At 44.8% G+C, this 24,882-nt stretch carries 18 protein-coding genes; 2 read left to right on the forward strand and 16 right to left on the reverse strand.

Annotated features, from left to right (window positions below):
• Positions 1 to 11: 11 nt before the first annotated feature.
• The 9 genes from AB4Z08_RS05160 to AB4Z08_RS05200 all read right to left on the reverse strand — a co-directional run bounded on the left by AB4Z08_RS05160 (position 12) and on the right by AB4Z08_RS05200 (position 11,460).
• Entirely contained in the window at positions 12 to 302 is a 291-nt protein-coding gene (locus AB4Z08_RS05160; RefSeq protein ID WP_441572659.1) for a hypothetical protein, read from the reverse strand.
• A gap of 59 nt (positions 303 to 361) precedes the next feature.
• Complete coding sequence (locus AB4Z08_RS05165; protein WP_441572660.1) at positions 362 to 847, reverse strand: hypothetical protein; 486 nt, start codon at positions 845 to 847, stop codon at positions 362 to 364.
• Positions 848 to 1,087: 240 nt separating this feature from the next.
• Entirely contained in the window at positions 1,088 to 2,521 is a 1,434-nt protein-coding gene (locus AB4Z08_RS05170; protein ID WP_441572661.1) for a TlpA family protein disulfide reductase, read from the reverse strand.
• A 33-nt stretch (positions 2,522 to 2,554) separates the two neighbouring features.
• Positions 2,555 to 4,006 carry a RagB/SusD family nutrient uptake outer membrane protein gene (locus tag AB4Z08_RS05175; RefSeq protein ID WP_441572662.1) on the reverse strand — a complete coding sequence of 484 codons (1,452 nt, stop codon included), beginning with the start codon at positions 4,004 to 4,006 and terminating at the stop codon, positions 2,555 to 2,557.
• A gap of 18 nt (positions 4,007 to 4,024) precedes the next feature.
• Positions 4,025 to 7,555: a SusC/RagA family TonB-linked outer membrane protein gene (locus tag AB4Z08_RS05180; RefSeq protein ID WP_441572663.1), complete on the reverse strand. Its 3,531-nt coding sequence runs from the start codon at positions 7,553 to 7,555 to the stop codon at positions 4,025 to 4,027.
• A gap of 361 nt (positions 7,556 to 7,916) precedes the next feature.
• Complete coding sequence (locus AB4Z08_RS05185) at positions 7,917 to 9,107, reverse strand: FecR family protein (RefSeq protein ID WP_441572664.1); 1,191 nt, start codon at positions 9,105 to 9,107, stop codon at positions 7,917 to 7,919.
• A 79-nt stretch (positions 9,108 to 9,186) separates the two neighbouring features.
• The gene (locus AB4Z08_RS05190; RefSeq protein ID WP_441572665.1) at positions 9,187 to 9,792 is read right to left on the reverse strand and encodes an RNA polymerase sigma factor; all 606 of its coding nucleotides are present in this window, start codon (positions 9,790 to 9,792) and stop codon (positions 9,187 to 9,189) included.
• Positions 9,793 to 10,045: 253 nt separating this feature from the next.
• Positions 10,046 to 10,561 carry a CHRD domain-containing protein gene (locus AB4Z08_RS05195; RefSeq protein ID WP_441572666.1) on the reverse strand — a complete coding sequence of 172 codons (516 nt, stop codon included), beginning with the start codon at positions 10,559 to 10,561 and terminating at the stop codon, positions 10,046 to 10,048.
• A gap of 89 nt (positions 10,562 to 10,650) precedes the next feature.
• A complete protein-coding gene (locus AB4Z08_RS05200) occupies positions 10,651 to 11,460 on the reverse strand; it encodes an AraC family transcriptional regulator (RefSeq protein ID WP_441572667.1) in 810 nt (269 codons plus the stop codon).
• A 65-nt stretch (positions 11,461 to 11,525) separates the two neighbouring features.
• Here AB4Z08_RS05200 and AB4Z08_RS05205 point away from each other — a divergent pair, with 65 nt between their 5' ends.
• Positions 11,526 to 11,888, forward strand: a complete 363-nt coding sequence (locus AB4Z08_RS05205) for a nuclear transport factor 2 family protein (RefSeq protein WP_441572668.1) — start codon at positions 11,526 to 11,528, stop codon at positions 11,886 to 11,888.
• 76 nt (positions 11,889 to 11,964) lie between these two features.
• Here the strand turns inward: AB4Z08_RS05205 and AB4Z08_RS05210 are convergent, their stop codons facing one another.
• The 4 genes from AB4Z08_RS05210 to AB4Z08_RS05225 form a co-directional block, all read right to left on the reverse strand.
• Positions 11,965 to 14,316, reverse strand: coding sequence for a TonB-dependent siderophore receptor (locus AB4Z08_RS05210; RefSeq protein ID WP_441572669.1), 2,352 nt, complete (start codon positions 14,314 to 14,316; stop codon positions 11,965 to 11,967).
• 267 nt (positions 14,317 to 14,583) lie between these two features.
• Positions 14,584 to 15,144 (reverse strand): RNA polymerase sigma factor, encoded by a 561-nt coding sequence (locus AB4Z08_RS05215; RefSeq protein WP_441572670.1) that lies wholly within the window; start codon positions 15,142 to 15,144, stop codon positions 14,584 to 14,586.
• 384 nt (positions 15,145 to 15,528) lie between these two features.
• Positions 15,529 to 15,873: a DHCW motif cupin fold protein gene (locus AB4Z08_RS05220; RefSeq protein ID WP_441572671.1), complete on the reverse strand. Its 345-nt coding sequence runs from the start codon at positions 15,871 to 15,873 to the stop codon at positions 15,529 to 15,531.
• A gap of 11 nt (positions 15,874 to 15,884) precedes the next feature.
• A complete protein-coding gene (locus tag AB4Z08_RS05225; RefSeq protein WP_441572672.1) occupies positions 15,885 to 16,361 on the reverse strand; it encodes a hypothetical protein in 477 nt (158 codons plus the stop codon).
• A gap of 245 nt (positions 16,362 to 16,606) precedes the next feature.
• On the opposite strand from AB4Z08_RS05225, the gene AB4Z08_RS05230 reads away from it, so the two are divergent.
• Positions 16,607 to 17,881, forward strand: a complete 1,275-nt coding sequence (locus AB4Z08_RS05230; RefSeq protein WP_441572673.1) for an erythromycin esterase family protein — start codon at positions 16,607 to 16,609, stop codon at positions 17,879 to 17,881.
• 125 nt (positions 17,882 to 18,006) lie between these two features.
• On the opposite strand, the gene AB4Z08_RS05235 is transcribed toward AB4Z08_RS05230, so the two are convergent.
• The 3 genes from AB4Z08_RS05235 to AB4Z08_RS05245 all read right to left on the reverse strand — a co-directional run bounded on the left by AB4Z08_RS05235 (position 18,007) and on the right by AB4Z08_RS05245 (position 24,881).
• Positions 18,007 to 19,002: a lipase family protein gene (locus tag AB4Z08_RS05235; protein ID WP_441572674.1), complete on the reverse strand. Its 996-nt coding sequence runs from the start codon at positions 19,000 to 19,002 to the stop codon at positions 18,007 to 18,009.
• A gap of 326 nt (positions 19,003 to 19,328) precedes the next feature.
• Positions 19,329 to 23,402, reverse strand: coding sequence for a carbohydrate-binding protein (locus AB4Z08_RS05240; RefSeq protein ID WP_441572675.1), 4,074 nt, complete (start codon positions 23,400 to 23,402; stop codon positions 19,329 to 19,331).
• Between the two features lie 33 nt (positions 23,403 to 23,435).
• Positions 23,436 to 24,881 (reverse strand): RagB/SusD family nutrient uptake outer membrane protein, encoded by a 1,446-nt coding sequence (locus AB4Z08_RS05245; RefSeq protein ID WP_441572676.1) that lies wholly within the window; start codon positions 24,879 to 24,881, stop codon positions 23,436 to 23,438.
• Position 24,882 lies beyond the last annotated feature (1 nt).

Consider the following 24,882-nt stretch of genomic DNA (forward strand, 5'->3'; position numbering starts at 1 on the left):
CTTTTGCCCGGTCAGAATATTTTTCCCGGGATGATTTTCGGCTTAATGATCCGGATTGGCTTAATGGGCAATGGAGAGGGAACAGCCATCGGTTTAATTAAACGCCTCGATTTTGGCACTTCTTTTATCTCTGGTAAATGCTCCTGCAATTTTTCAACTGGTTTTTCAATTGGTTTATCGGACGTTGTCCTGACAGGTTGCAGTGTATCAGCAGTAGGTATATTCCCATAACCCGCATGTGGTTTAGCCAGCAGCAGTGCCGGCACAACAACGAGCGCAGATAAAAGGAATTTAATCATCATGATAAAAGTAGCAGATTTTTGTTGCAAATAGCAGCAAAAATCTGCTTTTTCAGGTAAATCTACAAGATGCCCAGGGCGGCACCTCCTCCTATACGGGTATTAATACGGATAGGAGCAGATTGTATATTCAAGGTATGATTCAATGTGGTATTAATGCTGGTGGCGGGTTTAATAGTATTACTCACCTTGTTTTCCAACTTCAAACCGGCGTTTCCGGCAGTCTGCAAGGTATTTCCCACGGTATTTTCTACCGCTATAGCGGCACCGGTAGCCTGATGTGCAGTAATATTTCCGGCACTTTCTACGCCTGTTACACTACCGCTGCCGGTGGAACTGATCTGCGTCCCATTGCTGCCCGCCGTGCTGTTGTTACCGGGGTTCACGGTAGCTGTGGAAGAGCTGGTAGTTGTACTACCAGCACCCAGACTGGTCTTTCCTGCGCTGACCTGACTATTTACATTTGTAGTAGTTTTTACTGATGCCTGCTGTGCAAAGGCAGCAGTTGAGAATAATAAGGCGATGGCCATTAATCCATTTGCTTTCATGATCCTGGTTTTAGGTTGTTCAATATTTTAATGTCAGAACAAAACTAAAACGGGAAGATGAAGCGAAAATGAAGAACAGCGAAAATGAATCAGGAGGGATGACTGGTTAGCTATTCCATATGCTCTACCCGACATTAGTCTGAATTCTGGTATTGAAGTGAACTGTTTTAAAGTAAAGAAACCGGAGCACCTCATATCGTGCCCCGGTTTATAATAATACAGTAGTCGCTATTTAGCCGGCTAAGAAGCCTTTAACGCGTCTTTTATCCTTTCTTCTGTTTTACTTTCACTTGGCCGGGGCGCATCATTATCAAATACCTTTCCCTGCTTATCGATAATCATATAACGCGGAACACCACTGATATTAAACAGTTGCGCCAGACGCCCTTTCGCGCCATTATCAGACAACAGGTGAATCCCGGTTATTTTATCATCTTCAATCGCTTTTTTCCAGGCATTGGCATTATCATCTATACTGATATAAAGAAATACCACGTCTTTATTGTCTTCGAACTTCTTATGTAATGCCGGAGCCGCTTCTTTCATTTGTGCTCTGCAGGGAGTACACCAGCTGGCCCAGAAATCAATATATATCACCTTGCCTTTAAAATCGGCCAATGAAACATCTTTACCATACAGGTCCTTTAGGGTAAAAGGCGGCGGCACTTTTCCTGTCCCAACAGCTGCCAGTCTGCCATAGAGTGCTTTCAGCTCATCCCGTTCTTTATCATTCTTACAGTAGTTCTCCAGGTAATCATCCAGCAATTCTTTTCTCTTAGTAACATCAGGCGAATTCTGGAGTACATTGGTGATGGCAGATGGCAATGCTTTGGCCATAATTTCCGGATACTTTTTATACTTCTCCTTTTGGATTTCGTATATACTCAGCAGCTTATCGCCTCTTTCCAGTGGCTCATCATACAGTCCTTTATCCATGCGGGTTTTATCCAGTAATAAAGCGGGATAGGAATAATTAAGCAGTTTAATATAATTAGGATTAATCAACCACTTGTTATCCAGTTTAACGGAATTAATATATGACCAGTAGTCAGCGGGCAGCCAATCGGATTTCTTTTTTTGCTTAACCATCTGCAAAAGGCCAGGCACACTAATTAAACCGGAAAATTCATACGCATAGATACTTGCTGCTGCATAAGTATAAAAATAAGGGGGCAGCACCTTTTTGTTTTGTTGTAAAATGGCTAGTTGCTTAGCGTATACATTCTTATAGAATGCAGCAAAAGTATTGCCCGTAGTAGTACTATCCAGCTTATTCCAGTCTGTCGCAAAAATCTTGTTCAACTGATTTAATACGGCAGAACTTTTTGCTCCTCCTCCGCTGAATACCATTGTAGAATCCGGATTGATGGCATCGTAGCTCAACTCTATTACGTCTCCCGGCGCCATAAAAACCGCCGCTCTTGTATGTGTGGTATAGAACAACAATTCCTGAGGATGATTCAGCTGAAACTCAAACCTCACCATATGATCACTACCTGGCTTTGCAGTTTGCCATATTTCGATCGCAGGGTGTACCGTTTCATCAAATCCCCGGATGCCCCATACGGCGGTATCTTTTTCCAGGCCATTCACTTTTGCAATGATTACTGTCTTTTTTTGTGCCTGCAATCCTATTGTAATAGCACAAAGGAGGCAAATGAAAAATAGTCGCATTTTATTCTTGATTTATTATTTTTAAAAATAGGGTTATGGATTTTGCGCCATATCCGGGTTACTGTTAGAGATGTATAGCGGAATCCGAAGCGTTAACCGCTCTGGTCGCAGGGTATAAGTGCCCGTTACTGCTCCGCTCATATCATATATTGTATGCGTGGTACCCACTGTTGACTTATAAACAGGATCCACCGAAAGTCGGCGCATATCAAACCAGCGGTATCCCTGCACGGGGAATTCGCGGATCCTTTCGTTCAGGATGAATGTTGTCAGGGCTATCTTATCGGTGGCTATAGCAGTGGGTATTGCCACTTCTGCTGCCGGCATTCTCTTCTGCCGGAAGGCTTCCATATCTGCCACCGCACCAGCCAGATCGTTCCCACGTGATTTACATTCAGCCCTCAGCAAATAGATGTCAGGGACATTGATACCAACATTGGTGACAGCACCATTACCCCAGGCCCGGAGCATACCATCCGGATATACATTTGTGAAATCACCGAATGGGTTGGGTGTTAAAAATCCCCGTCGGTAGTCACCCGGCAAGTACAGACTAACAGCCCGGGAATTCAGCACAACGGAAGAGAATACGAAACCGAAATAGTTAAACGTTTGCCGCAGATAAAGGACTTCCTGGTCGATATTAAGAATTCCTCTGGAAGGCCCTGTAACCGGGCTTACGGGAGTAAAAGCGCCTCCGGATGCAAACTCTTTCTGGTAATCATACAACCCAACAGGGATACTGGCACCGGGCAAATCATTTACTGCCGCATTGAGCTGCACCAGGGCTTTATCAAATTGCCCCATGAAGACATATACTTTACCCAATAATCCTTCTGCGGCTGGTTTGGACATCCTGATGCGATTGGTGAGTGTAGCCGGTAAATTGGGCAGCGCATTGGAAAGATCGCTGATAATAAGTTCATAAATTTCCTTTACTGAAGCGCGTGTAAATTTTGTTTGTGTTACGTCGGCGGCCAGCAATTTGGGGATAGCCAGGTCCGTAGCTGCCGTGGCTTCATTATACGGCTTACCGTAAAAATTTACCATCATAAAGTTGCACCAGGCGCGGCAGGCAAGGGCTTCCGCACGGATAGACTGCTTTTGTACATCGCTTCCTTCTTTGGAATCCATCACTTCATTAATCACCTTATTGTATTGATACATCAGGCGCATGAGCATCGTCCATTCGGTCTGGGAAGCATCCGGAAGGTAAACGTCATCTTCCCATCTGAATGCCTTCTGGAACTCCGGTGTCATTTCTCCGGCAACATAGGGCATGATGCCCGCCAATTCATCCCCTGATACTAATTGAGGTTGTAAGGTGACCGTGATATTTGAGTTCAGTAGCTGATCATAGTCGGATGTTTTTTCAGCAATCAGTACTCCCTTTGGATTGATTTCCAGGAAATCTTTTTTACACCCGCCCCCTATTGTAAGGGCCAGTAGTGCTATAAAAGGGTAAATGATTTTTTTATTCAGCATCAGCATTTCCTTATTTTTTTAGAATGTTAAATGAGCGCCGATGGTGAGCGCCCCCTGGTTCACCGGCATACCACTACGGATACCAAATCTTGCGTCCTGAAATTCCGGATCAATATTATCGTGATTGGCTTTCCACAGCATCAGGTTGGATACCTGTACACGAAATGTCAGTTGTTCTGCGTGTATCTTTTTGACAACAGCGGGTGATAGCGAATAAGACAGTGAAATATCGCGGATCTTGGCATAAGAAGCATCTACCACGTTGAGATCACCGAATATGTAATAATCCGTATTTCGCCTGGTGGTATTTTCTGCTGTGGTTACAAAAGACGGAATATTGGTGTGGGATTCATCGCCCGGTTGTTTCCAGCGATTGGCAAAATCTGCATGCAGATTACCGGAGGAGAAGTCCTGGTTATTGATAAAGCTATAACCGGTATAGGTGCGGTTTACATTCCTGAACATTTTATTCCCCACGTTATAAATAATATTTACGTTCAGCATAAAAGATTTATAGCTGAAAATATTGGACAGTCCGCCACTCCAGGGCTGCTGATAAACGCCCATATAAACCACATCACCTGCTTTCACCGCGGTAGGATCTTTTGTGACTGTTTTATCATTCAGTTTTACCAGCGGATCGCCCATATTATCCAATCCTGCAAAATTATATGCCCAGAGAGCGAAGGCGGGATATCCTTCGCGATAATTTGCGCTGTTGATCACCTGGCCACCAGTCGTATAAGGGAATTGCTGTACTAATTTATCTATCTTATTCTTATTGTACGACATCGTCAGCATGGTAATCCACTTGAAATTTTTCGTCATGATATTGCCGGAAGAAAGTGTAAGCTCTATTCCTTTATTGGTAATATCTCCGGTATTTCCAAATATGCTGGTATAGCCCGTGAGTGGGTTTACCGGCATGCTACCGAGTAGGTTGGTCGTTTTTTTCCGGTATACATCTACCGACCCTGTAAGGCGTTGACCGAGAAATGCAAAGTCAACCCCAACATTAAAGGTTTTGGTGCTTTCCCATGTCAGATTCGGGTTGGCAGGGGATGACACATACAGACTTTTCCCACCAGGAGCATTGGGAGCATTAGCAGCCGACAAAATATCATAAGAAGAGGCACTGCCTGGAGTTGGAGAGATACCTGTAATACCATAAGTAGCTCGTAATGCCAGGTTATTAACACCTTTTACCGCATCAAAGAATGGTTCATTACAAATATCCCATTTGAGCCCTACACTCCATACTGGTTTACTTTGGGCAGATTTATTTTTCCCGAACAAGTTACTCTGATCCTTGCGCCAGGCGGTATTCAACGAATATTTGCGGTTGAAAGTATATGCAGCATTCAGATACCAGGAAGTAAAGCGAGACACCGTTTCTGACTGGGAGAAAATCGTATCTGTTAAAAAGGAGCCATTGGAGGAGCTGGCCATTACCGGATTTTTAACCCCGGTAGCTGCTAATGCCTGGTAATTAACCAGTGCATATGTCTGCAGCCGCTCATCATAACCATATTGCCGGTTGTTATTAAAAATAACTTTCTGTTCCTGTGCTTCCTGTCCCGCCAGCGCTGTCAACTGATGACGGCTGTTTTTCCAGCTACGGTCAAATACCAGTTGATTCCTTACTATCCAGTTGTCCTGATTAGTGCCGACTACATTATACTGTCCACCGGTTGTTGGCAGATTATATACAGGAATAGCGGCAGCATTTGGTGCTACCGTAAAGTTAACCACCTTCACCCGTTGCTGATAGTTGGTATTATCATCATAAACAACCGTCCTGTTATTCCCCTTTATATAGCCATACATGCCCTCAAACCGAAAACCATGTGTCAGATTAATGGTAATGCCTGTATTGATGCGTGCGAGCAATGCATTCCCTTTTGTATAACCTGTGCTGATATTATCGACCGGATTATAGTCGAGATTAATCCTGCTTCTCGCTTCCATATCTGCCCTGGATTCATTGCCCAGGTACCCCATGTATGGCATGGAAATGCTTTTACCGGAAGCATCGGTGAATAACTGGTATGGCAAAAAGCGGGCGTCCGGAGATATAGCGCGCCGGGTAGCAACCGCCTGGTTAGTAATATCTGTCAGCAGGAAAACCTTCAGGTTTTTATTAAAGTTAAAGTCCTGACGGGCATTTAACTTATAGGTATTGTTACTATTACCAGGGGTATTGTCTGTTGTGCCGGTGTAGGCCATGGATCCGTAAAACGTGTGCTTCTCTGAGCCCCCTGATACGGATACGGTATGATTCGTTAGCCTGGCCGGCCGGTACCAGCTATCCTTTATCTGATCGAGGTTATTGATACCGGATAAACTATCCAGCCTGGCATTACCCTGAGCAGCGGAAAGCACTCCCCTATACATATCATACAGTATTTGCCGGTCCGGAGAAAGCCCTGTATGATTTCCTGCGCCGGGAGTGTAGGTACTGGCAATACTGTATGGCTGATTAACCGGATCAAAAGTTTCCTTAGCAGCCTGTATGTATTGCTGACTGTTTAATACGGGGAAATAACTGAAATCCGGTTTTCCCTGAAAGCTCACAAAGCCATCATATGCCACACTTAATTTATTGTGCGCATATCCTTTTTTAGTGGTGATCACAACAACACCGTTAGATGCCCTGGCGCCCCAGATCGAAGCAGCCGTAGCATCTTTCAACACACTGATATCCGCTACATCCTGCGGATTAATGAAAGTTACATTGCTCACCGGCATACCATCCACTACATACAATGGATTCTTATCTGCTTTGATGGTGCTGAGTCCACGTATCTGGAATGTGGTACCATCAGTAGCAGCGCTGGGGGAGTTGTTGACCACGAAACCGGGCACGAGTCCTTCTATCCTTTGCAGGATATTCATACTGGTGCTGCGATCTCTCACCACGCTCATTTCCGGGTTGGAAAAAGCGCCTGCACTTCTTTCTTTTGAAATCTGCTGATAGCCGGTATTCACCGTAATTGTTTCCAACTGTGTGGGATCTGGTTCCAGCCGGATCACAGGACCATCAGCCGTGTTGAGTAGCACCAGCGCTGAGTTTACCTGCTTATCAGTTGCCATAAGGGAAAGTGCACCTGAAACATTTACCTTAAAAAAAAGGCCGGTAAATCCTACGTAAGAGATCATCAGTATATCATTTTCCTTCACGGTGATGGTGAATTGACCATTTGCATCCGTTATGGCCCCCTTGTTGGATCCCTGTATGCGAACGGATACTCCAGAAAGTGCAATACCATCGGGACCACGGATGGTTCCCTTAATGGGCGGTATGGAAAGCGAAGATGGCAACACATTCGCCTGTTCAGAAGGTATATTTTTTCTGCTGATGATAATGGAGGTATTCTTTATGGTAAACCCCAGCGCCTGATCCTTAAAGATTTCTTTCAGGAATACTTCTAAAGATTGGTTGTTGGCTGAAACGGTTACGGGATGAGCAGTTTTCAATGCCTCTTCATCATAAAAGGCAACGAAGCCTGTTTGCCGCTCTACCGCTTCCAATACTCTTTCCAATTTCATTTTACTCCCTGTAAAAGTTATCTTCTGAGAAAAACTCCTGGCTGAAATATGCAGGCAAAAGACAAGGGAAATAAATGCGGTCAATTTCATAACTCGCAAAGTTTGGTTGATTAACCGGCAGTTTGTGAACACAAAGCTTCCCCGGTTACAAAAAGCATTTAATTGCATACTTTTGCATCAGTTTGTTGGTTGATAATAAGGCAGTCCTGTATTGAAGTGCAAGTTGTTTTTGAAATCAGCCAGCGTTTTATACCGGGAGTGCTAGTAACACTTCCGGTTTTTTTCTGCTGTTTTTTCAGATGTCATTTCATCTAATCATAGTCAGATCATTTAATAGTGATTTACTTATCTTAATGGTGGTTTATTCTATTGTTAATACTTTTCCGGTTAATTGATACCGGATATTGAATTGTGAAAGCACATCCAGTATCTGTGACAGCTGCAGGTCTCTTCCTAATTTTCCATGAAATTTTCTTTCAGGTACCGGGCCATTATATACTATTTCCAGGTCATACCACCTCGATAGCTGACGCATAAAGGTGGCGGTCCCTTCTCCTTCCATATCGAAGATGCCTTTTTTCCAGGCAACGACTTTCTCAATATCCGCCGGTTGTATACTAATAGTTGTATTGGGAGCATTGATCGTGTGCACTGCCGCTTCTTCTCCCGGTTTCAGTATGCTTGCCCTGTTCCCCCTGACTATTTTCACGCTCCCTGTCAACAGCGTGGTTTTAATAACCGGTTCATCCCCATAGGCATTAATATTAAAATCTGTTCCTAATACCTGTATTTCGGTTTCCCGGTTGATACCTACGTAAAAGGGCGCCTGTGCATCTTCAGCCACTTCAAAGTAGGCTTCTCCGGTAACAGTCACTCTTCTTTCCCGTCCACTGAAAGCAGTAGGATACTTAACAGAAGAAGCAGCATTTAACCAAACCTTTGTACCATCCGGCAAAACTACTCTGAACTGCCGGCCCCGTGGAGTAGATATCATATTCAAAGTGACTTCTCCCGTTTTTCGTCCACTGGAAGCATAAGTCAATGCATCTTGCTGTAACATTATCTTTGCGCCGTTCTGATTGGCCACCAGCCCATCTTTCACACTATCCAGTACTATAGCTGATCCATCTGAAAGCGTTAGTATCGCTCCATTTCTTCCCGGCGCAATGTCGGATGACTTAGCAGTAGGTGGCACAGCAACAAAGCGCTTCTGCTGACCAGCAGGTAGCAGGAAATATATTCCTGCGGCCAGTACCAACAGCACTGCCGCAGCTGCCCATATCCGCTTATACAGGGGACGTATCAATGGCACAACAGGCAATTCTTTATTCAATACCTCCAATTTTTGCTGCAAAGCCAATAGGCTTTTCTCTCTGCGGTTCACATCTTCCAGGCCGATCAGGGATTGTGCTTCGGCTTTTTCTGCTATAACCCTTTCCAGTATGTCATAATTAGCCTTGTCTTCCAGCATAATTATAAAAGCCTCTTCCTCCCGGGGAGTCAAAGCATCAGTCAGCCAGGCATCAATCAGTTCAATAAATGGCGTGTTCATGAACATACTTCTTTTATGGATCGGACACATATGTGTAGATATAAGACGTAAAATGAAAATGATACTCCCGAAAAAACAGCTATTTTTTTAAAAAAAGCAGACTTATAGCCACCAATAAGACTTCCAGGAGATATCCTTTTCGATGAAGATAATCCCGGATATGGTTCAGCGCAAGCGTAATGAGGTTAGCCACTGTTTTTTTTGAGAGCTGCATTTGTGCGGCAATCTGGTCGTGCGTAAGCCCGTTTGTGCGGCTCAGGGAAAAGGCAGTTTGTTGTTTTACGGGTAAACTGCTCAGCGCTTCCTGTATCAGGGTAGCTGCTTCCTTACTACGCAATAATTCTTCCTGGGGAGAAGATTGGGTTGTTTCGATTTCGGGGTTGATATTCCGGATCAGCATATGACGTTTTCCCTGGCGCAATGTATTGATGATTTCATTACGCACCATCGCCATAAAATAAGCCCTGAAATCCTTCCATTCAGTAATACTTTCTTTTTTTAGCCAAAGCTTTACAAATACTTCCTGTATGGTATCCTCTGCCAGGGCAGGAGATTTCAAGAACGCCAGCGCAAGTGAGTACACTTCATTCCAGTAATGCCTGTATAATTGCGCATAAGCTACGTCATCACCCTCCGCAATAGCATTCAGGAACTCCTTCTCGTTATATGAAGAAATATCCGGCAAGTAAAAATTATTTTAGTAATGATAAGACCTATGCATGTCCTTAGCCCGGCAAAACCGGAACAATCAATTGATCGATTTTGGTCCGCAATATAATAATATCGTTCCCATAAAGCTAATGCGGTAAGTCCTATCTGTTTGTTTTATGCAAAAAAAACAGGCGCCGGATGCCTGTTTTCAATTTGGCCATAAATATGCAAGGATGGCCCATTTAAGGCCAAATGAACGCTGCGTTTCTGCGCATTCCGTATGAATACTATTTTTTCATGCTGCTGATCTGTCCCCTTATTTCTCCGCCAGGATAAGCGGCAGTATGAATATTAACATAATATTTCCCGGCTATCAAATCAGTGCCCTGACTTTGCGTGATCACCGCAGATCCGGAAACACTGCCATAAGTGGTTGCGGAAAAGCCGGTAATCCCTACTACTACCGCAGCACTTTGCCCCGCCACTGCCGGGCCATGCAGGTGCATACCATTAGGAGCACCACTGATCCCTGTCCATGTAACGGTGTAATTCACCTGGTACGAAATAGGGTCATAAGTACCCGTAAGTGTTCCTGAACCGGTAGTTGAATTAGGAGGTGTTTCCTGTGCGCCATTAAGAGTTGCACTCAGGGTGTAAGATGTTCCCGCAGGAGGTGGATTGGTACCATCGCCACCTCCATATCCGTTACCTTTACTACAAGCGGCCAGCCATGCAGCAATTACCACTAAACTGTATGCCAGCAACTGTGTCCTGTAAAGACGGAAAAAAGATACTTTTTTCATAACAGCTGTTTATAGGTACTACGTATAATTACCTTTAATCGTTGCTTGCGGCATTAAAATGAAAAGCGCTCTCATCCTGATCGCAGCTGCTATGATTTCCTGCACTCCAACGCATACTCCTGGGGCGTTTTCCCCATGATCATCCGAAAATCTTTTATAAAGTGTGCCTGATCGAAGTATCCAAGATCGATTGCCAGCTGGGCCCAGTTCACTTCATTGCTGCCGGCAATACGTTCTACGATATCATGAAACCTGAAAATCTTAATCACCCATTTAGGATTGATACCGGCATACTTACTGAAAAGCCGCTCCAATGTGCGGATGGTCAGGTGGAAATGTGCCGCCAGCCTGGCAGTAGAAATCATCGTTCTATCAGCCAATGCAGTAGCAGCGATCTGTTGTACCAGTAGCATTTTTTCTTCTTTTTTCGGGAGAAGGGAATGCAGCAGGACTTCTATTGCTTCAAGCACAGGCCCGTGTTCACCGGACACAGGAACGTGTACGGGTGGCGTTGTAATGCCCAGTAGGGCATATGCGTCCATTTCGTGATGTGCAATCGTTAATACTGATTTTTTGAGAAAAGGATAAAAGCCGCCCGGTTTAAACTTCACGCCTACTACCCTGCCTGTTCCGGAGATGTGCTGAATAAATCGTTGCTTTTTAACACCGTGTACAATGGCTTCATTGAGCTGAAATGCCAGCTGTACAGACAACGTGGGCAATACCTCCTGCACATGGGTATATCCTGCCGGCAATGACCACTCCACGATCCAGTAATGCTCTACAAAATCGGCCAGCCATGCAGTAGGGAAATACCTGTTCAACTGAAAGAAAGGGGCTCCTTTCTCCCGGTTCAGGATTCCTGTCGGAACGTCTTGCTTCTTTTCAAATGCAGGCATCCTGCATATTGTCGCCTTTTTACAATACTGCCAAACTTTAATGGAGGAAATTTGGTAAAAAAAGTATGGAAGACTTCAAAGCAAGGGTAGCAGCGTTTCACCACCTGGTTGGGCAAGGTAAATTTATGGAAGCACTGGACCAGTATTATGATGAAAACGTAAGCTCGGCAGATAATGATGGTCCGGCCATTAATGGACTGGAAGCATTGCGCAAGGCGGCTACCGGTTTTTTAGGCAATACCACGGATATGAAAATGATGCTGGAAAACAGTATCGTCATCGATAATTACTCCGTAGCGCAATGGCATTACCAGTTTACCAACAGTAAAATAGGTGCGGTCAACTACCGCCAGATTTCAGTAGCTCACTGGAAAGCGGGAAAGATTATTAAAGAGCAGCATTTACATAACGTAGTATACCAGGGATAAAAGCCTGTTGCAAAAAAGGGAAGCACCGGAAAACACCGGGTACTTCCCTTTTGCTATTATGCAGGGTTTACTTATGCTAAAATTTCACGGTAATATTTCCGGTCACCCTTGTGGTGTTCTGGGCCGCCAGACGATTAGACCAGTATTTTTCGTTGGTGAGGTTATCCACTTTTACCCCGATCCTGTATTTTTTCCGGTCGTAGAATACGGATGCATCCATAACGGTATAAGACGGTATCGTGAACGCAAAAGTACTGGTATTGGTCTGGAAAGACTGGCTGCCATAGTTTCCGCCAAAGGCAAGCCCCAGGCCTTTTACAGCGCCTTTCACCAATCGATAGCTAATCCACAGGTTAGCCATGGTAGCTGGTCCCGCAGCGCTGGGGCGTAATCCCTGTAATTTAGGCGATGCTTTATCCATCTTACTTTCGTTGTAAGTATATCCGGCGATGATGTTAAGTCCAGCTAAAGGATTGGCAATCACTTCTGCCTCAAATCCTTTACTCACCTGGGTACCATCCTGAAGTTGATAACCGCCATGTGCCGGGTCATCATAGGTGGAATTGGTTACGGAGATATTATAATAACTGAAAGTAGCGTTCAGCTTTTCATTGAAAAGGTCCAGTTTGGCGCCCCCTTCGATCTGGTTGGCCTGCTGTGGTTTGAAAGTATTGCCATTAAAATCGGTACCACTCTGATTTTGAAACCCATTCATATAGTTGGCAAATAAAGACAAGCGGCTTTTGATAATCTGGTATACTGCACCAAACTTGGGTGAGAGAGCCGTTTGGCTGAATGCTCCGGCCGTAGAATCCTTACCGGGATAATAAGCACCCAGGTTATGGTAATCATCTAACCGTAAGCTGGCCATTACCAGCAGTTGCTCCGTAATATTGATCACATCAGAAAAATAAACACTGTAGGTATTTTCCCGGTTACTGTCGAAAATGGTAAAAGGTACTTTATTGAACAGCGGACCTACTTTATCGCGGTTAAAGCCGTTATAACCCGGAGGCGGCGTTCTGAAATTCACTGCAGGCATACTGATAGTCGCATCATTGCGGGAAGCTCTCAGGCGGTAAAAATCCGCCCCAACTACCAACCGGTTACGCATGTTACCGATATGGAAGTCCCCTATAAAGTTTTGTTGAATGTCCAGCCCATGATAGGGATAGGTTTGTGAAGTAACTGCCTGGCTGAGAGTACTATCGCTCACTACGTTCAGCTGGGTAGTATAGCCTTCCGAAGAAGAGCGTGTCCAGGAAGCAACGGTTTGTGAAGTCCATTTATCGGACAGTTTATACTTTATCTGGGCAAATATGTTCAACTGCTGACTGGTGTAATAGATAGCGTTATCCGCAAAAGACATATTGTAAGGCACACCCATATCTTCCACGCTATGCGCTTTCCCTTTGGCGTAAGTGTTCATTCTAACCGGGGAGGTGGCTTTATAACCGCTCATTTCCGCATCGAGCAGGAAGGTTAGGCGGTCGTTTGCCTTATAGGAAAAGCTGGGCGCCAGCAAAAAGTTTTTACTGAAGCCGGCATCCTGGAAGCTGCGTTCTGTATGTGCAGCGCCATTAAAGCGGAATAAGGCCGTTTTCTTCTCATTCAAAGGAGTATTCACATCCAGCGTTAAGCGGTTCAGATCCCGGCTACCACCTGAATAGGATACTTCTCCTTTAAAACTTTCGAAGGGCTTTTTAGTGACCCGGTTAAATAATCCACCGTAAGAGGATAAAGTACTGCCGAATAAAGTAGCAGAGGGGCCTTTAATGACTTCAATCCGTTCCAGGTTAGCCGGATCTACGTTGGTATACACAAAACTACCTACCCCATTACGTACCAGGTTAGCGGTGGTGAATCCCCTGGAGATCGCCGAGCTTCTGCCCTGGTTATATACAATGGGGATGCCTGCTCCGGGAATATTCTTAAAAGCACTGTTATAGTCGGTGATCACCTGTTCTTTCATCAGCTCCTTTCCTACTACACTGTACACCTGTGGATTCTCCAGGTTTTTCAGGGGTAGTTTAGATACGTCCTCGCTTTCCTTTTTGGCAAAACGGTTACCGCCGCTGGTAATCACTACTTCTTCCAGTTTTTGGGAAGAAGTTTGCAGAACGATCTGTAGCACCACATTTTTACCGTTTTCCACAGTAATGGCTTGCCGGATCGTTTCGAATCCTATCATAGAAACTTCCAGCTGATAATGCCCATTGGCAACATTCTTAAAAAGAAACTCCCCGCTTTGGTTGGTAACGGTTCCTTTTGAAATTCCTTTCAGCAGCACCGTTACATTACTGGCCGGATGGCCGTCTGTTGTAGTAATTACGCCCTGTACGCTATTACTGGCCCCTTCGTCCGGGATACCACCATAGGTAAAAAAGGGAAGTATAAAGAAGGCAAGAAGAAGATATACCCTTATCATTTTTGGTCTTTGTTTAGCATTTTCGCAGGTGCAAAGAGAGGCTATAAAAGACAAAAGCAGCTACGCAATCGGGAAAACGATTTACGCAATAAGGAATTATTTATTTATTCACAAAGGCAACCGTTTTGACCATTCGTTAAAAGGGCAGTCCGGGCTTGTTAAGCCCGGATTACCAATATATTGACATGCCAATTCCTGTGCCTATTAAAAGGCGGTGCGCAACAAGGTATAAGCGTTTAACAAATGCTATGAGAGGTTTACCTGGATTTACAGGTGGGCAGGACTAAAATGACCACGTAAAATTTTTACAGCGGTTCCGATCTGGTTTTTAACCGTTTGAATACTGGTATTCATTTCTTCGGCTATTTCTTTATGACTCTTTTGGTCATAATGCCTTAAACGGAAAGCGGTGGATGATTTAGGTGGTACTTTCTTTTTCAGGGCAGTATTTACCTGGAAATAAATTTCTTTGCTTTCCAGTGGATCACTTGGCAGAAAGGCTTCATCCGGAATGACACTGGTAAATTTCTTCTCCCTCGTAATTTTATTGAGACAGCGATTACGTACGCTGGCATACAGATAACACTTCATGATAGAAGCCCTGTCGCGATTCTGATAATTAGCGTCAATTTTCAGAAACAATTTCTTCTGCCAGAAATCGATAAAAAACTCCTGAATAAGATCTTCTGCCTTATCTTCGTCTTTGAGCATGTCTACGGCGAGCATCATCAAAATACGGTGATACTTAGTGTACACTGTCGTAAAAGCTTCGGCACTACCATCTTTTAGCAGTTCCAGGAGGACTGCATCTTGGTTGTTTTGTTGCATTCTCATTTCCTTTTTGAGAGACTGGTTTAGGAAAAATTTACATGATTTTTTAAGCTGTCCGGTTTTAGAAAATTACTTTTCTACTGGTTTAACACGGTGGTTGAAAGTGGTTTATTTCACATCCCTTTTTTAAAACTTAACTTAAAAGTAATGCTATAAAATGAGCCAACTGGTTAAGCAGTTGTTAAGCACGAATGTTTAAAAAATGGTAAGAATCACGCCCATGGCCGATCAGGGAAAGAATGCATTTGCTAACGAGCCGAATTAATGTAACCAAATGGTTACATTAAAAAGTACCTCTCAAAAAGCAGTAAAAATCCTTCAAATAAAAAACGGAGATAAGTAGCATACCTACCTATCTCCGTTTTCTTTTAAAATTCAAACTTATGGTTTCAAAAAATCTCCATCTACTATTAACAGTTTTACGCCTTCATCAGCAACCGAACGATGAGAACTTAATTCATCTGATACCACATAACTCATACCGGCAGACAACTCAAAACGTTCTCCATTCTCCATCTCACTGATGAACGCTCCCTGTAAACAGTGAACAATATGTCCTTTCCGGCACCAGTGATCCGCCAGGTAACCAGGCGAATACTCTACGATCCTTATTCTAAGCCCCGGCAGCTGTAACGTTTGCCACCAGGACGTTCCGGTTTCTCCAGGATGAATTGTTTTTTCTATGGCAGACCAGTCTATTGTCTGGAAAGGAATATTTGCACTCATATGTACCAGGTTTAACGTAAACGGGTATACGCTTCTACAATTTCGTGATTTACATTCAGGCTATCAATCTTTTCGATGCCTCGTTGTATCAGCGTATCATTTTGTAAAGTGAGTGTAAAAGAAAAGTGTTTATCTTCCCAACCGCGGAAACTGCAATATTGCAGATGCTCTTCGTACTTATCACCTGTTAAGGTATAAGTGCCCGCACCCGAACTAAAGGCAGCCGTAGCGCTATCACTTCCTTTCGACAGGTCATGTGAAAAAAAGGAGAAATGACTACCGTTAAACATTTTAATCATTTCATTAGGCTTACCTGGTACAGGATAAGTGGTGCTGGTGTCACCATTCTTAATCATTTTACTATAGGCTAATTTCCAGGTACCTGTGAGTGGCAGTGCTTCAGCAGCTGTTACAGGGGCTTTTTTTTCTCCGCAGGAAGCAAGGGCAAATGCAATAATACCAATGGCAACTGGTAATCGTAGATTCATAACAGTTAGTATTTAATGAAAAGGTGATTATATTAAGGGTACGAGCGGCATTTCATCCCGCCGGGATACAAGGTTAATCAAAACATTTTACATTTAAAATACCGGGGCAAAACAAGGGGAACAACACCTGGCTGAATGCTGTTCCCTCCGGTAAATACCACCCATCACATTTAACCAACAAAAGAGCGCTGCCATTGAAATATTTTGCCAGCGAACCCTTATGTTTACAACCTCAAAATTATGCTATGTCCCCTGTCCGTATAAGCCGGCTACTCACCGGTCTCCTCTTGCTCGCATTACCCTGCAGCAGCCAGCAACAAATCCCTGCAAAAAATATTTCGGCCATCAGATCTATTGATCCTGCTGATACCGATTTCTCTGACCTGCAAAGCATCAAAGATGCCATAGGCGATTCCCGGATTGTGCTGCTGGGAGAGCAAACCCATGGCGAAGGATCAACTTATCTAGCAAAAACGAGAATCATAAAATATCTGCATGAAAAATTGGGTTTCAACGTACTCGCATTTGAAAGCGGCTTTTATGATGTAGCCCGCATCTGGGAAAATACACTCAACAATGGCAGCTTTAGAAAAGAAATTCCCGGCAGCTTATTCTACATGTATGCCGGCAGTAAACAGATGATTCCTTTGTTCGATTACATCCAGTCAAAAGTGCATCAACCCGATCAATTGACGGTAACAGGATTTGAAAGTCAGCACTCCGGCGAAAAAGCAAAGACACTGCTATTTCCTGATTTCGAAAAATTCCTGCAAGGCAAATACCCTTCCCTGCTGGGGCCTGACTGGGAAGTATTCAAAAAACTTTCCGTAGCAACTATGGCTTCCCGGGCCTACCGTCCTGCTGCTGAAGAGAAGAAAGTATTTTTCAGCAAACTGGCGGAACTGAAAAAGACATTATCACCTAACGATGTGACGCCTGAAAATCACTTCATAACTTCCGGCGGATTCTGGTACCGGGTAGTATGCAGCATTGAATCAGAAGCCACCCGATATTGGGAAATGGTACAAGGCAATGAAATGAGTGTACGTGATCTGCAAATGGCGGAGAACATCATATGGCTGGCAGAAAAAGTATACCCCGGCCAAAAAATCATTGTATGGGCGCATAACCTCCATGTATCTAAAGGCACCAGCGACCTTAAAGCGGAGAATCCCGGACTGACCGGTTTCTACGCATCCTATGTACCACTGGGTGTTGCTGTTCATCAGCATTTTGGCGAGGAAGCCTATACGATTGGCTTTACCGGGGCGGCAGGTACCTTCATAGATTTCAATGATGGTAAACTGCAAACTATTCCTCCGGTAACGCCGGAAAGTATAGAAGGCCAGCTGTCAAAAACCGGTTACAAGTACAGCTTCACTAATTATCAAACGATGAAAGGTAAGATAGGTTATCCGGCAACGGGTATGATCATGGATTATATACCAACTATTGGTATGTGGCCCAATGTATTTGATGGATTATTTTTTATTAAGAATCCTACACCGGTAGATAAATAATTAATGTTACTTTAAAAAAACGGGGGATGAACGTTGGTGGCGGCTGTACAGCGAGTACGGTGAAGAAATAATCAATATTACGACCGGCATGCATCGCTTGCTGCCGGTCGTAATATGACAGGAATTTACACCCCCTGAGTGGCCGGCTGCAATGGCAGCATCACCCCCAGGAATGCAGCGTAGTTACTCACCGCATGTTGACTACCCGCCTGTGCAAACCAGTCGTCGGCAGTATTGCTTTCATACTCCGTATACAGGGCGGTATTAAAGATCGTGTAGTTATTACTCTGCTGTTGATAACCATACAGCAGGAACACGCCGGATAACAGGAAAAATGCCTCCCGAAGACTAACTGTATAGCCTTTGTAGGTAACCGTGATTGCAGAAGCCGCCGGAGCAGGATCGTATAAAAATCCGGTAAGGAAGATAGTATCAGAAACCGGGAAATTGGGTACAATATCATTCGCATTCTGGTAATGCCAGGCTGCCGGTAACTTGGTATCCAGGTCAGTGGCGAAATCACCATTTCCTGGTGCAGGCGCCGCAAAAGTATAAAGAGACACATTATCCGAAGAATATTGCTCGCCGGTAATGGTGGTGATGAAATAAGAAGTAAATACATTGGCAATATTACCGCCCAGGCTATGCCCTGCAATCGTCAGCGGATTCCCTGGTTGAATAACATTGGTTACCAGGTAATCAGTAAGCGACACACCGGAGCCAAGTGCGTCCTGCATGTCCAGCAGATTGGTAAAGGAAGTATTGGCGCCGTTGCTGATCAGTGGATTAGGGGTGGAAGCATAAGGCCAGCTTACCTGCGTTACTACATCCAGGTCCTCTAGTATCCAGTTCGCAAAAGCATCCCAGTTATCAAATACATCCTGCGGAGGCAGGGAGCCACGGATTGCCAGCGCGTAATTTGCCCCGGTAGCATCTACTGCTATAAAAGCATAGTTACCGTCGGAGGTCTGGATACCATTCCAGACTATTTTCCATCCGGGTAAGTAGCTGCTGATGTCATTAACAGGATCGGAAGCATACGTTACATAAGTTAATAATACTGCAGTTTGTGCACCTGCCGGCTGCACGCTGTTGCCGGAGTTGTTGGATAATGGTGTCATGGTTATAAGTTTAAAAATGAGGGAATTTAAACGATACTTATTGTGGGTTTTTGAGACAACTAAGTTAATAAGTTTCTTTGATACAACGCCGCATTTCCTGTCAATACAAGGAAAGTCACATACATTTATTTCCTTAAGAAGTACAGGGTGGATTACAGTAAAATAAGTGCAATGGAAATGGGGAAAGTGAATGTTACTTTAATTGCAGTAACAGAATTAGCATAGGGGTTAGAAGTTGACCTTTCTTTATTGTTGGATTTTGATATTGAATAATTTCTCAGAAACATAAGAAAAAAGGCTGACCCTCTTAGGTCAGCCTTCTTCAATTATAACTTAATCACCTTTATCACTTCGCTCTTCCCTCTTCCTTCCAACGTTAGCAGATACATTCCTCTCCGCAGATTCCCGAGATTTTTATTCATCCTGAACGTCCCTGGTGCTATCTTCCATTGTTGTATCACCTTGCCTGTTATATCTATCAAAGTGGCAGTATGATAAGCTTCCTGGAACTCAATGGTGAGTTGCGTTGCAAAAGGATTTGGATAAACCCGTGTTTTTGATAGGGTAATTGTTTTGAAAGGTGCTGCCACAGCCGACGTCATACCGGATAATGGCTGTATCGGTGTACAATTATCAATGATAAACCAATTGTATTTAAACGTGCCGGCTCTCACGAGAATACCGGTATAAGTCAATGCCGGCAATGTAACGGTGTCGCTGATGGTTTGCCAGGTCCCCCCGGTATTAGGCAGATTAACAACGCCGAAAACCACGCCCCCATTACCAATACCAACTTGCGCAGGAGCAGTGGTGGATACACGAATGCGCAGCGTATACTTACCGGCAGTTGGCACAACCAGGTTGTTATACGCAAACCAATCGCTCACTTTTAAATTTGTAAAATCCTGTCCGCCGCCAACATCAGTACAGGTTTCCAGTACCGGGCCGGAGATGCGGGCAGACGCACTTTCTGCTTCGTATTTGTTATTCACCGAGCAATTGTATTCTGCAATGTGGATCGTGGCAGTTTTGCTGATGCCTCCCGCGGTAACGGTTACTGTATAATTACCTATTGTAGTATCTGCCGTGAACAATCCACCTGCACTGATAACATTACCCGCTCCGGTTACAGACCAAACTGGTGCAGCCAATATTACTTCGTTACTATCCGCATCATATCCTTTGGCGGTGAACTGCTGTGCTGATCTGACTGGCAGCGATACATCACCCGGTGTCAGCTCAATTCTCGCCAATGGCGGAGGTGGTGGTGCTACACAATCATCAATACTGAACCAATTGAACTTAAAGGTACCCGATACCACATGAATACCGGTATAAGATAATGCCGGCAGTGTGATGGTATCTTTAATTGTTTTCCAGACACCACCGGTAGAAGGAATGTTGATGGTGCCAAACGTCTGACCACCATGGCCTACCGATGCCTGTGATGGCGCAGTGGACAATACTCTCAGACTGATATTATACCTGCGGGCTACCGGCACATTCAGCGTACTGTAGGCAAACCAATGTCCTGCATACAGGTTTTTATAATTCTGACCGCCCCCCTCATCAGTACAGGCTTCCAGTACCGGGCCGGAAGAAATAGAAGATGCGGATTCCGCTTCATACTTACTATTCACTGTACAACCGTATACCAGTGATATGTTGGCCGTATCTCTTATAGCACCCGCGGTTAATGTTACCTGGTAATTGCCGGTTGTATTACCGGCTGTTAAAACACCATTGGCATTAATACTATTACCGGCACCTGTTACCGCCCATATTTTGGAAGATGGCAAAATCATGGTGCTATCCAGCTGATCATATCCTTTAGCGGTGAATGTATAACTGGCAGTCACCGGAATGGTAACAGTGTCAGGGAATATCCTGATACGCGTGAGCACTGGCAGTGGCAATACCTTCACCGTTGCAGTGCCTGTAACACCGCAGTCCCTTGCCTGAATGGTGAAGTATCCGCTGGTATCTGCGGCGGTAAATAAACCCGCCTGGTTGATCATCGTAAAACTATTATTCACTTTCCATTCCGGCGTAATAGCCATCTTATCTCCAAACTGATCAAATCCGTTGGCCGTAAACTGCTTTGTGGCGAGTGCCGTCACTGATACAGAATCCGGTGCAACGGTAATGGAGTTAAGTGCCACTGCATTTGCAGGAATGAACTTCAGCCAGTTGAAATTCCAGCCGGAAGTATTGGCGTAGATCCGGATCGTTTGCCGTCCTTTTTTTAGTTTGAAAGCGGGAGAAGAGACGGTACTCCAATTCTGCCAGCCACCGGACACGGGCAGGTTCATGGTCACCAGGTTGGTGGTATCCAGTTGAACAGATATGTTCGATACTGTACTAACTGCTACCCTAAACTGGATCCGGTACATAGCGCTATCCGGTACATCAATATCATATTCCATCCAGCTGCCTTTTCCAATGTAGCTCACGTTTACCGCGCCACTCGTATCTCCTGCCGGTTCTGTACAGCAGGTATTGCTGTTATCAAAAGCTTCCGCTTCTATCCTCGCCGGTATCGGTTTATAATTGGTAGGGCGGATATTGGCGTAGGTAGTGGTAGACCTGGTAACGCTATCTACAGTAGCCGTTGCCGTTATAGTGCCGGAAGACTGGAAGGTCGCCAGGCCACCGGTAGTAATAGTATTGCCGGCACCAGTGATACTCCACACAGGACTGATTGTTATAGGGCGTCCGTTCTGATCATTGGCGGTAGCGGTGTACTGAATGGACTTGCCAGGAAGCAATACCTGGTTGGCAGGAGCCACCAGGATAGTATCCAGTACCGGTGTACCCAAACCTTTCTGGTAAATTCTTACATAATCTACATTCATACTATCCGGCCAGTCAGCCTCCGTAATGGTACCACCCATTCCCCCACCTATGGCCAGGTTCAGGATTACATGAAATTTCTGATCAAAGGGCCAGTCTTTCCAGTCTGTTTGCGGATTTGCATATGCATACACGCGACTGCTGTCATAAGTGAAGATCAATGAATCTGCTGACCACTCCATTGCATATACGTGGTAAGCAGTATTTACATCCGGGATCACACGGGAGGCACTCAGATGCCCACCGTTTGTCCAGTTGTTATTTTGCGTATGCACCGTGGATAATACAGTACGAAGATTATTACCTACGTGTTCCATGATATCCAGTTCACCACTACGGGGCCATGCACCATATGCACTGGTAGTGGGCATGAGCCAGATGGCTGGCCAGGAGCCCCTGGCTTTGGGTAGTTTGGCCCGTACTTCTACTTTACCGTAGGTAAAATCCATCTTACCCTGGGAAATCAATCTGCCGGAAGACCACGGCTCCGTGGTATTTCCATTCGGAAAATCTTTTTTTCCGGTGATTACCAGGTCGCCATTCCTCACGCGGATGTTGTCATGCGTGGTATCCGTGTACACCTGTTGTTCTCCATTGATCCATCCTTTTGGGCGTGGATCTACTGTCCACTTTGTGCGATCAGGTAATCCACCTGTATTGAATTCATCACCGAAGATCATGGTCCACGCCGGGTTCCCTTCAAACACAGCATTTCCTTTAGCCATATAAAAAGGGGTATTGGCAGTATCCAGTTCCGTGCCTGCAACAGATAACTGCAAGGTTCTTTTGGAATAGTTGGCAGCCGAATTACCTGCCAGTACGATGTTGGCAATGGTATCATTTACCCGTTGAATACTGTCGATCGTAACACCGGGTGGAAGATTCGCAGCACTCCAGGCCCCTTTATTCAGGGTTGGTTTAAACGCAGCACCATTCAGCTTTGCAGGAATGATGGCTCCATTTTCCTGTCCCATCAGGATACGTGTATTCGTTAACGTGATCCCGACAGGATTAGGCGCCTGTACCAGGTCGAAATACAAAATGCCATTGGCTTTTTTACCATCAATAAATTGTACCGAAATATTGTTCAGATCTGTTCTGTTCTTTACACTTTGGAAATTGAAAGTAGCTTCTTCCCATTGATTGATGTTAGTGACCTTGTACGTGAAAAATACAGCCTTCGTGTAGTCACTGCCAGGCTGCAGTTTAAACATAATTTCTTCTTTCACATTGCTGTATACCAGCATATTGAAAGTACTGTTGGACGAAAGATCGAAGGTGGAAGTGAGCGGACAGCTGGCGCTCATGTACTCAAAACAGGAAGTGTCCTTCGTGAATTTTGCTACATAGGGACTGGGATTTACAGAGGAGGGAGCTGGATTGGCTACATGAAATAGTACCGACCCGGTGGCCCCTGCCCCTGCGTAATACGACCATCTGCCGGAGCAGGGACCATGGCCTTCCATATCGTCCAGTAGCAGGTACTGGGCATGGAGGATATTGCACAGCAGTATGCTGCACAATACGAGCAGTAAAGTTTTTTTCATAACGGGTATTATTTTATCGCGGAATAAAAATCACTAGAGATTCGGATTGATAACAGCATCTACACCCGGAATAGGCATCCAGTATTTTTGTTTGGTAATAGCGCCACTCAAGGGCAGATCATTGGGATCTTTATTCGCATTGGCCGCTTCCACCTTTTCCAGGCGGATAAGATCAAACCAACGATTCCATTCTCCGGCTAATTCCCAGGCTCTTTCATTGACCACTGCTTCGGCGAAATCAGGACCTGATAAGCCTGCGGTGAGTTTTCCGAGACCAGCTCTCAAACGTACGGCATCAATGGCGGCATAGGCTTCTTCATTGGGTATGCCGGTAGCGCGCGCCTGTGCTTCTGCATACGTAAGCAACACCTGTGCATAACGCAACATGATCACGGGGTTGTTAGACATGTACGTATCTTTCTGCCCGGTTTGGATAGTGAATTTTTTATAGTATGGGTGTTTGGTGGTTACATTCTGCCAGGAAATAGTATCGCCTTTTATCACAAACTGTGTGGAGAAAGTGGCATCTTTCCGCGTGCCTGCAGGGAAGTTATTAAAGAAATTAATTTCCGGGAAGAAGTCAGACCAACCGCCTTCGTTTTCCGGCATGGTAGACAGGCCATAGAAAGAATTATAAGTAGACCACTGCCCACGTGTAAACAGTGCGAACACATCTTCCGAAGTACCACCCGCAAAAATTTTCAGGTACCCATCCTGGTAAAGGTCAAACTTGTAGGTGGCTTTATTGTCGATTACTTCTTTCGCTTTTGCAGCAGCCAATGCATATTTCGATACATCTTTCAAAGGCCAGCCACCTTCGGTGAGGTATACGTCTGCCAGCAATGCTTTCACCGACCCCTTGTTAGGTCTTCCCGGATCACGTTTGGCATTAGGCACCCACGCTTCTGCTTTAAGCAAATCTGCTTCTATCAGTTTGTATACTACCGCCGGCGTACTCTTTTTCAGGGTCAGCAAATCTGATGTGTATTTTTCAGATGGAATCACTGGTACTTCTCCCCAATATCTTGTTAACCAGTAGTAACAGAGGGCACGTAAAAAGTAAGCTTCTCCCACAATGGTTTGGATAGTGGTTTCGTTGCCATCCAATACGGCGTTGTAGTTATTGATAATGTTGGTAGTAGATTGAATAGTTTTGTAACAGCCCCGCCAGATAGGCACCATACGGCTATTGAGAGAAGAAACATTGAACCGGTCAAACTCCCGGAATTCTTCTTTATTGGAACCCGGATGGGTAGTAAGATCATCTCCTCCCATGCACATAGCAATTTGTGATACCGTAGTAAAGCCACTTTCCCATGGCACCATCAGGCTGCCGTAGGCACCTGTGAGTGCCGCTTCCAAACCAGCCTGGCTACTGAGACCTGCGTTTCCTGCTATCAGACCTTTTGGATCTTCTTCCAGCGCTTTACTGCAACCTGTTAATATGATGATGAGTACAAATGAATATATCTTTTTCATG

The organism is Chitinophaga sp. RAB17 (assembly GCF_052114225.1).
Classification (GTDB): domain Bacteria; phylum Bacteroidota; class Bacteroidia; order Chitinophagales; family Chitinophagaceae; genus Chitinophaga.

Coding starts and splice junctions, on each gene's coding strand:
- AB4Z08_RS05160 (WP_441572659.1), bottom strand. CDS start 302: ATGATGATTAAATTCCTTTTATCTGCGCTCGTTGTTGTGCCGGCACTG.
- AB4Z08_RS05165 (WP_441572660.1), bottom strand. CDS start 847: ATGAAAGCAAATGGATTAATGGCCATCGCCTTATTATTCTCAACTGCT.
- AB4Z08_RS05170 (WP_441572661.1), bottom strand. CDS start 2,521: ATGCGACTATTTTTCATTTGCCTCCTTTGTGCTATTACAATAGGATTG.
- AB4Z08_RS05175 (WP_441572662.1), bottom strand. CDS start 4,006: ATGCTGAATAAAAAAATCATTTACCCTTTTATAGCACTACTGGCCCTT.
- AB4Z08_RS05180 (WP_441572663.1), bottom strand. CDS start 7,555: ATGAAATTGGAAAGAGTATTGGAAGCGGTAGAGCGGCAAACAGGCTTC.
- AB4Z08_RS05185 (WP_441572664.1), bottom strand. CDS start 9,107: ATGAACACGCCATTTATTGAACTGATTGATGCCTGGCTGACTGATGCT.
- AB4Z08_RS05195 (WP_441572666.1), bottom strand. CDS start 10,561: ATGAAAAAAGTATCTTTTTTCCGTCTTTACAGGACACAGTTGCTGGCA.
- AB4Z08_RS05200 (WP_441572667.1), bottom strand. CDS start 11,460: ATGCCTGCATTTGAAAAGAAGCAAGACGTTCCGACAGGAATCCTGAAC.
- AB4Z08_RS05205 (WP_441572668.1), top strand. CDS start 11,526: ATGGAAGACTTCAAAGCAAGGGTAGCAGCGTTTCACCACCTGGTTGGG.
- AB4Z08_RS05210 (WP_441572669.1), bottom strand. CDS start 14,316: ATGATAAGGGTATATCTTCTTCTTGCCTTCTTTATACTTCCCTTTTTT.
- AB4Z08_RS05215 (WP_441572670.1), bottom strand. CDS start 15,144: ATGCAACAAAACAACCAAGATGCAGTCCTCCTGGAACTGCTAAAAGAT.
- AB4Z08_RS05220 (WP_441572671.1), bottom strand. CDS start 15,873: ATGAGTGCAAATATTCCTTTCCAGACAATAGACTGGTCTGCCATAGAA.
- AB4Z08_RS05225 (WP_441572672.1), bottom strand. CDS start 16,361: ATGAATCTACGATTACCAGTTGCCATTGGTATTATTGCATTTGCCCTT.
- AB4Z08_RS05230 (WP_441572673.1), top strand. CDS start 16,607: ATGTCCCCTGTCCGTATAAGCCGGCTACTCACCGGTCTCCTCTTGCTC.
- AB4Z08_RS05235 (WP_441572674.1), bottom strand. CDS start 19,002: ATGACACCATTATCCAACAACTCCGGCAACAGCGTGCAGCCGGCAGGT.
- AB4Z08_RS05240 (WP_441572675.1), bottom strand. CDS start 23,402: ATGAAAAAAACTTTACTGCTCGTATTGTGCAGCATACTGCTGTGCAAT.
- AB4Z08_RS05245 (WP_441572676.1), bottom strand. CDS start 24,881: ATGAAAAAGATATATTCATTTGTACTCATCATCATATTAACAGGTTGC.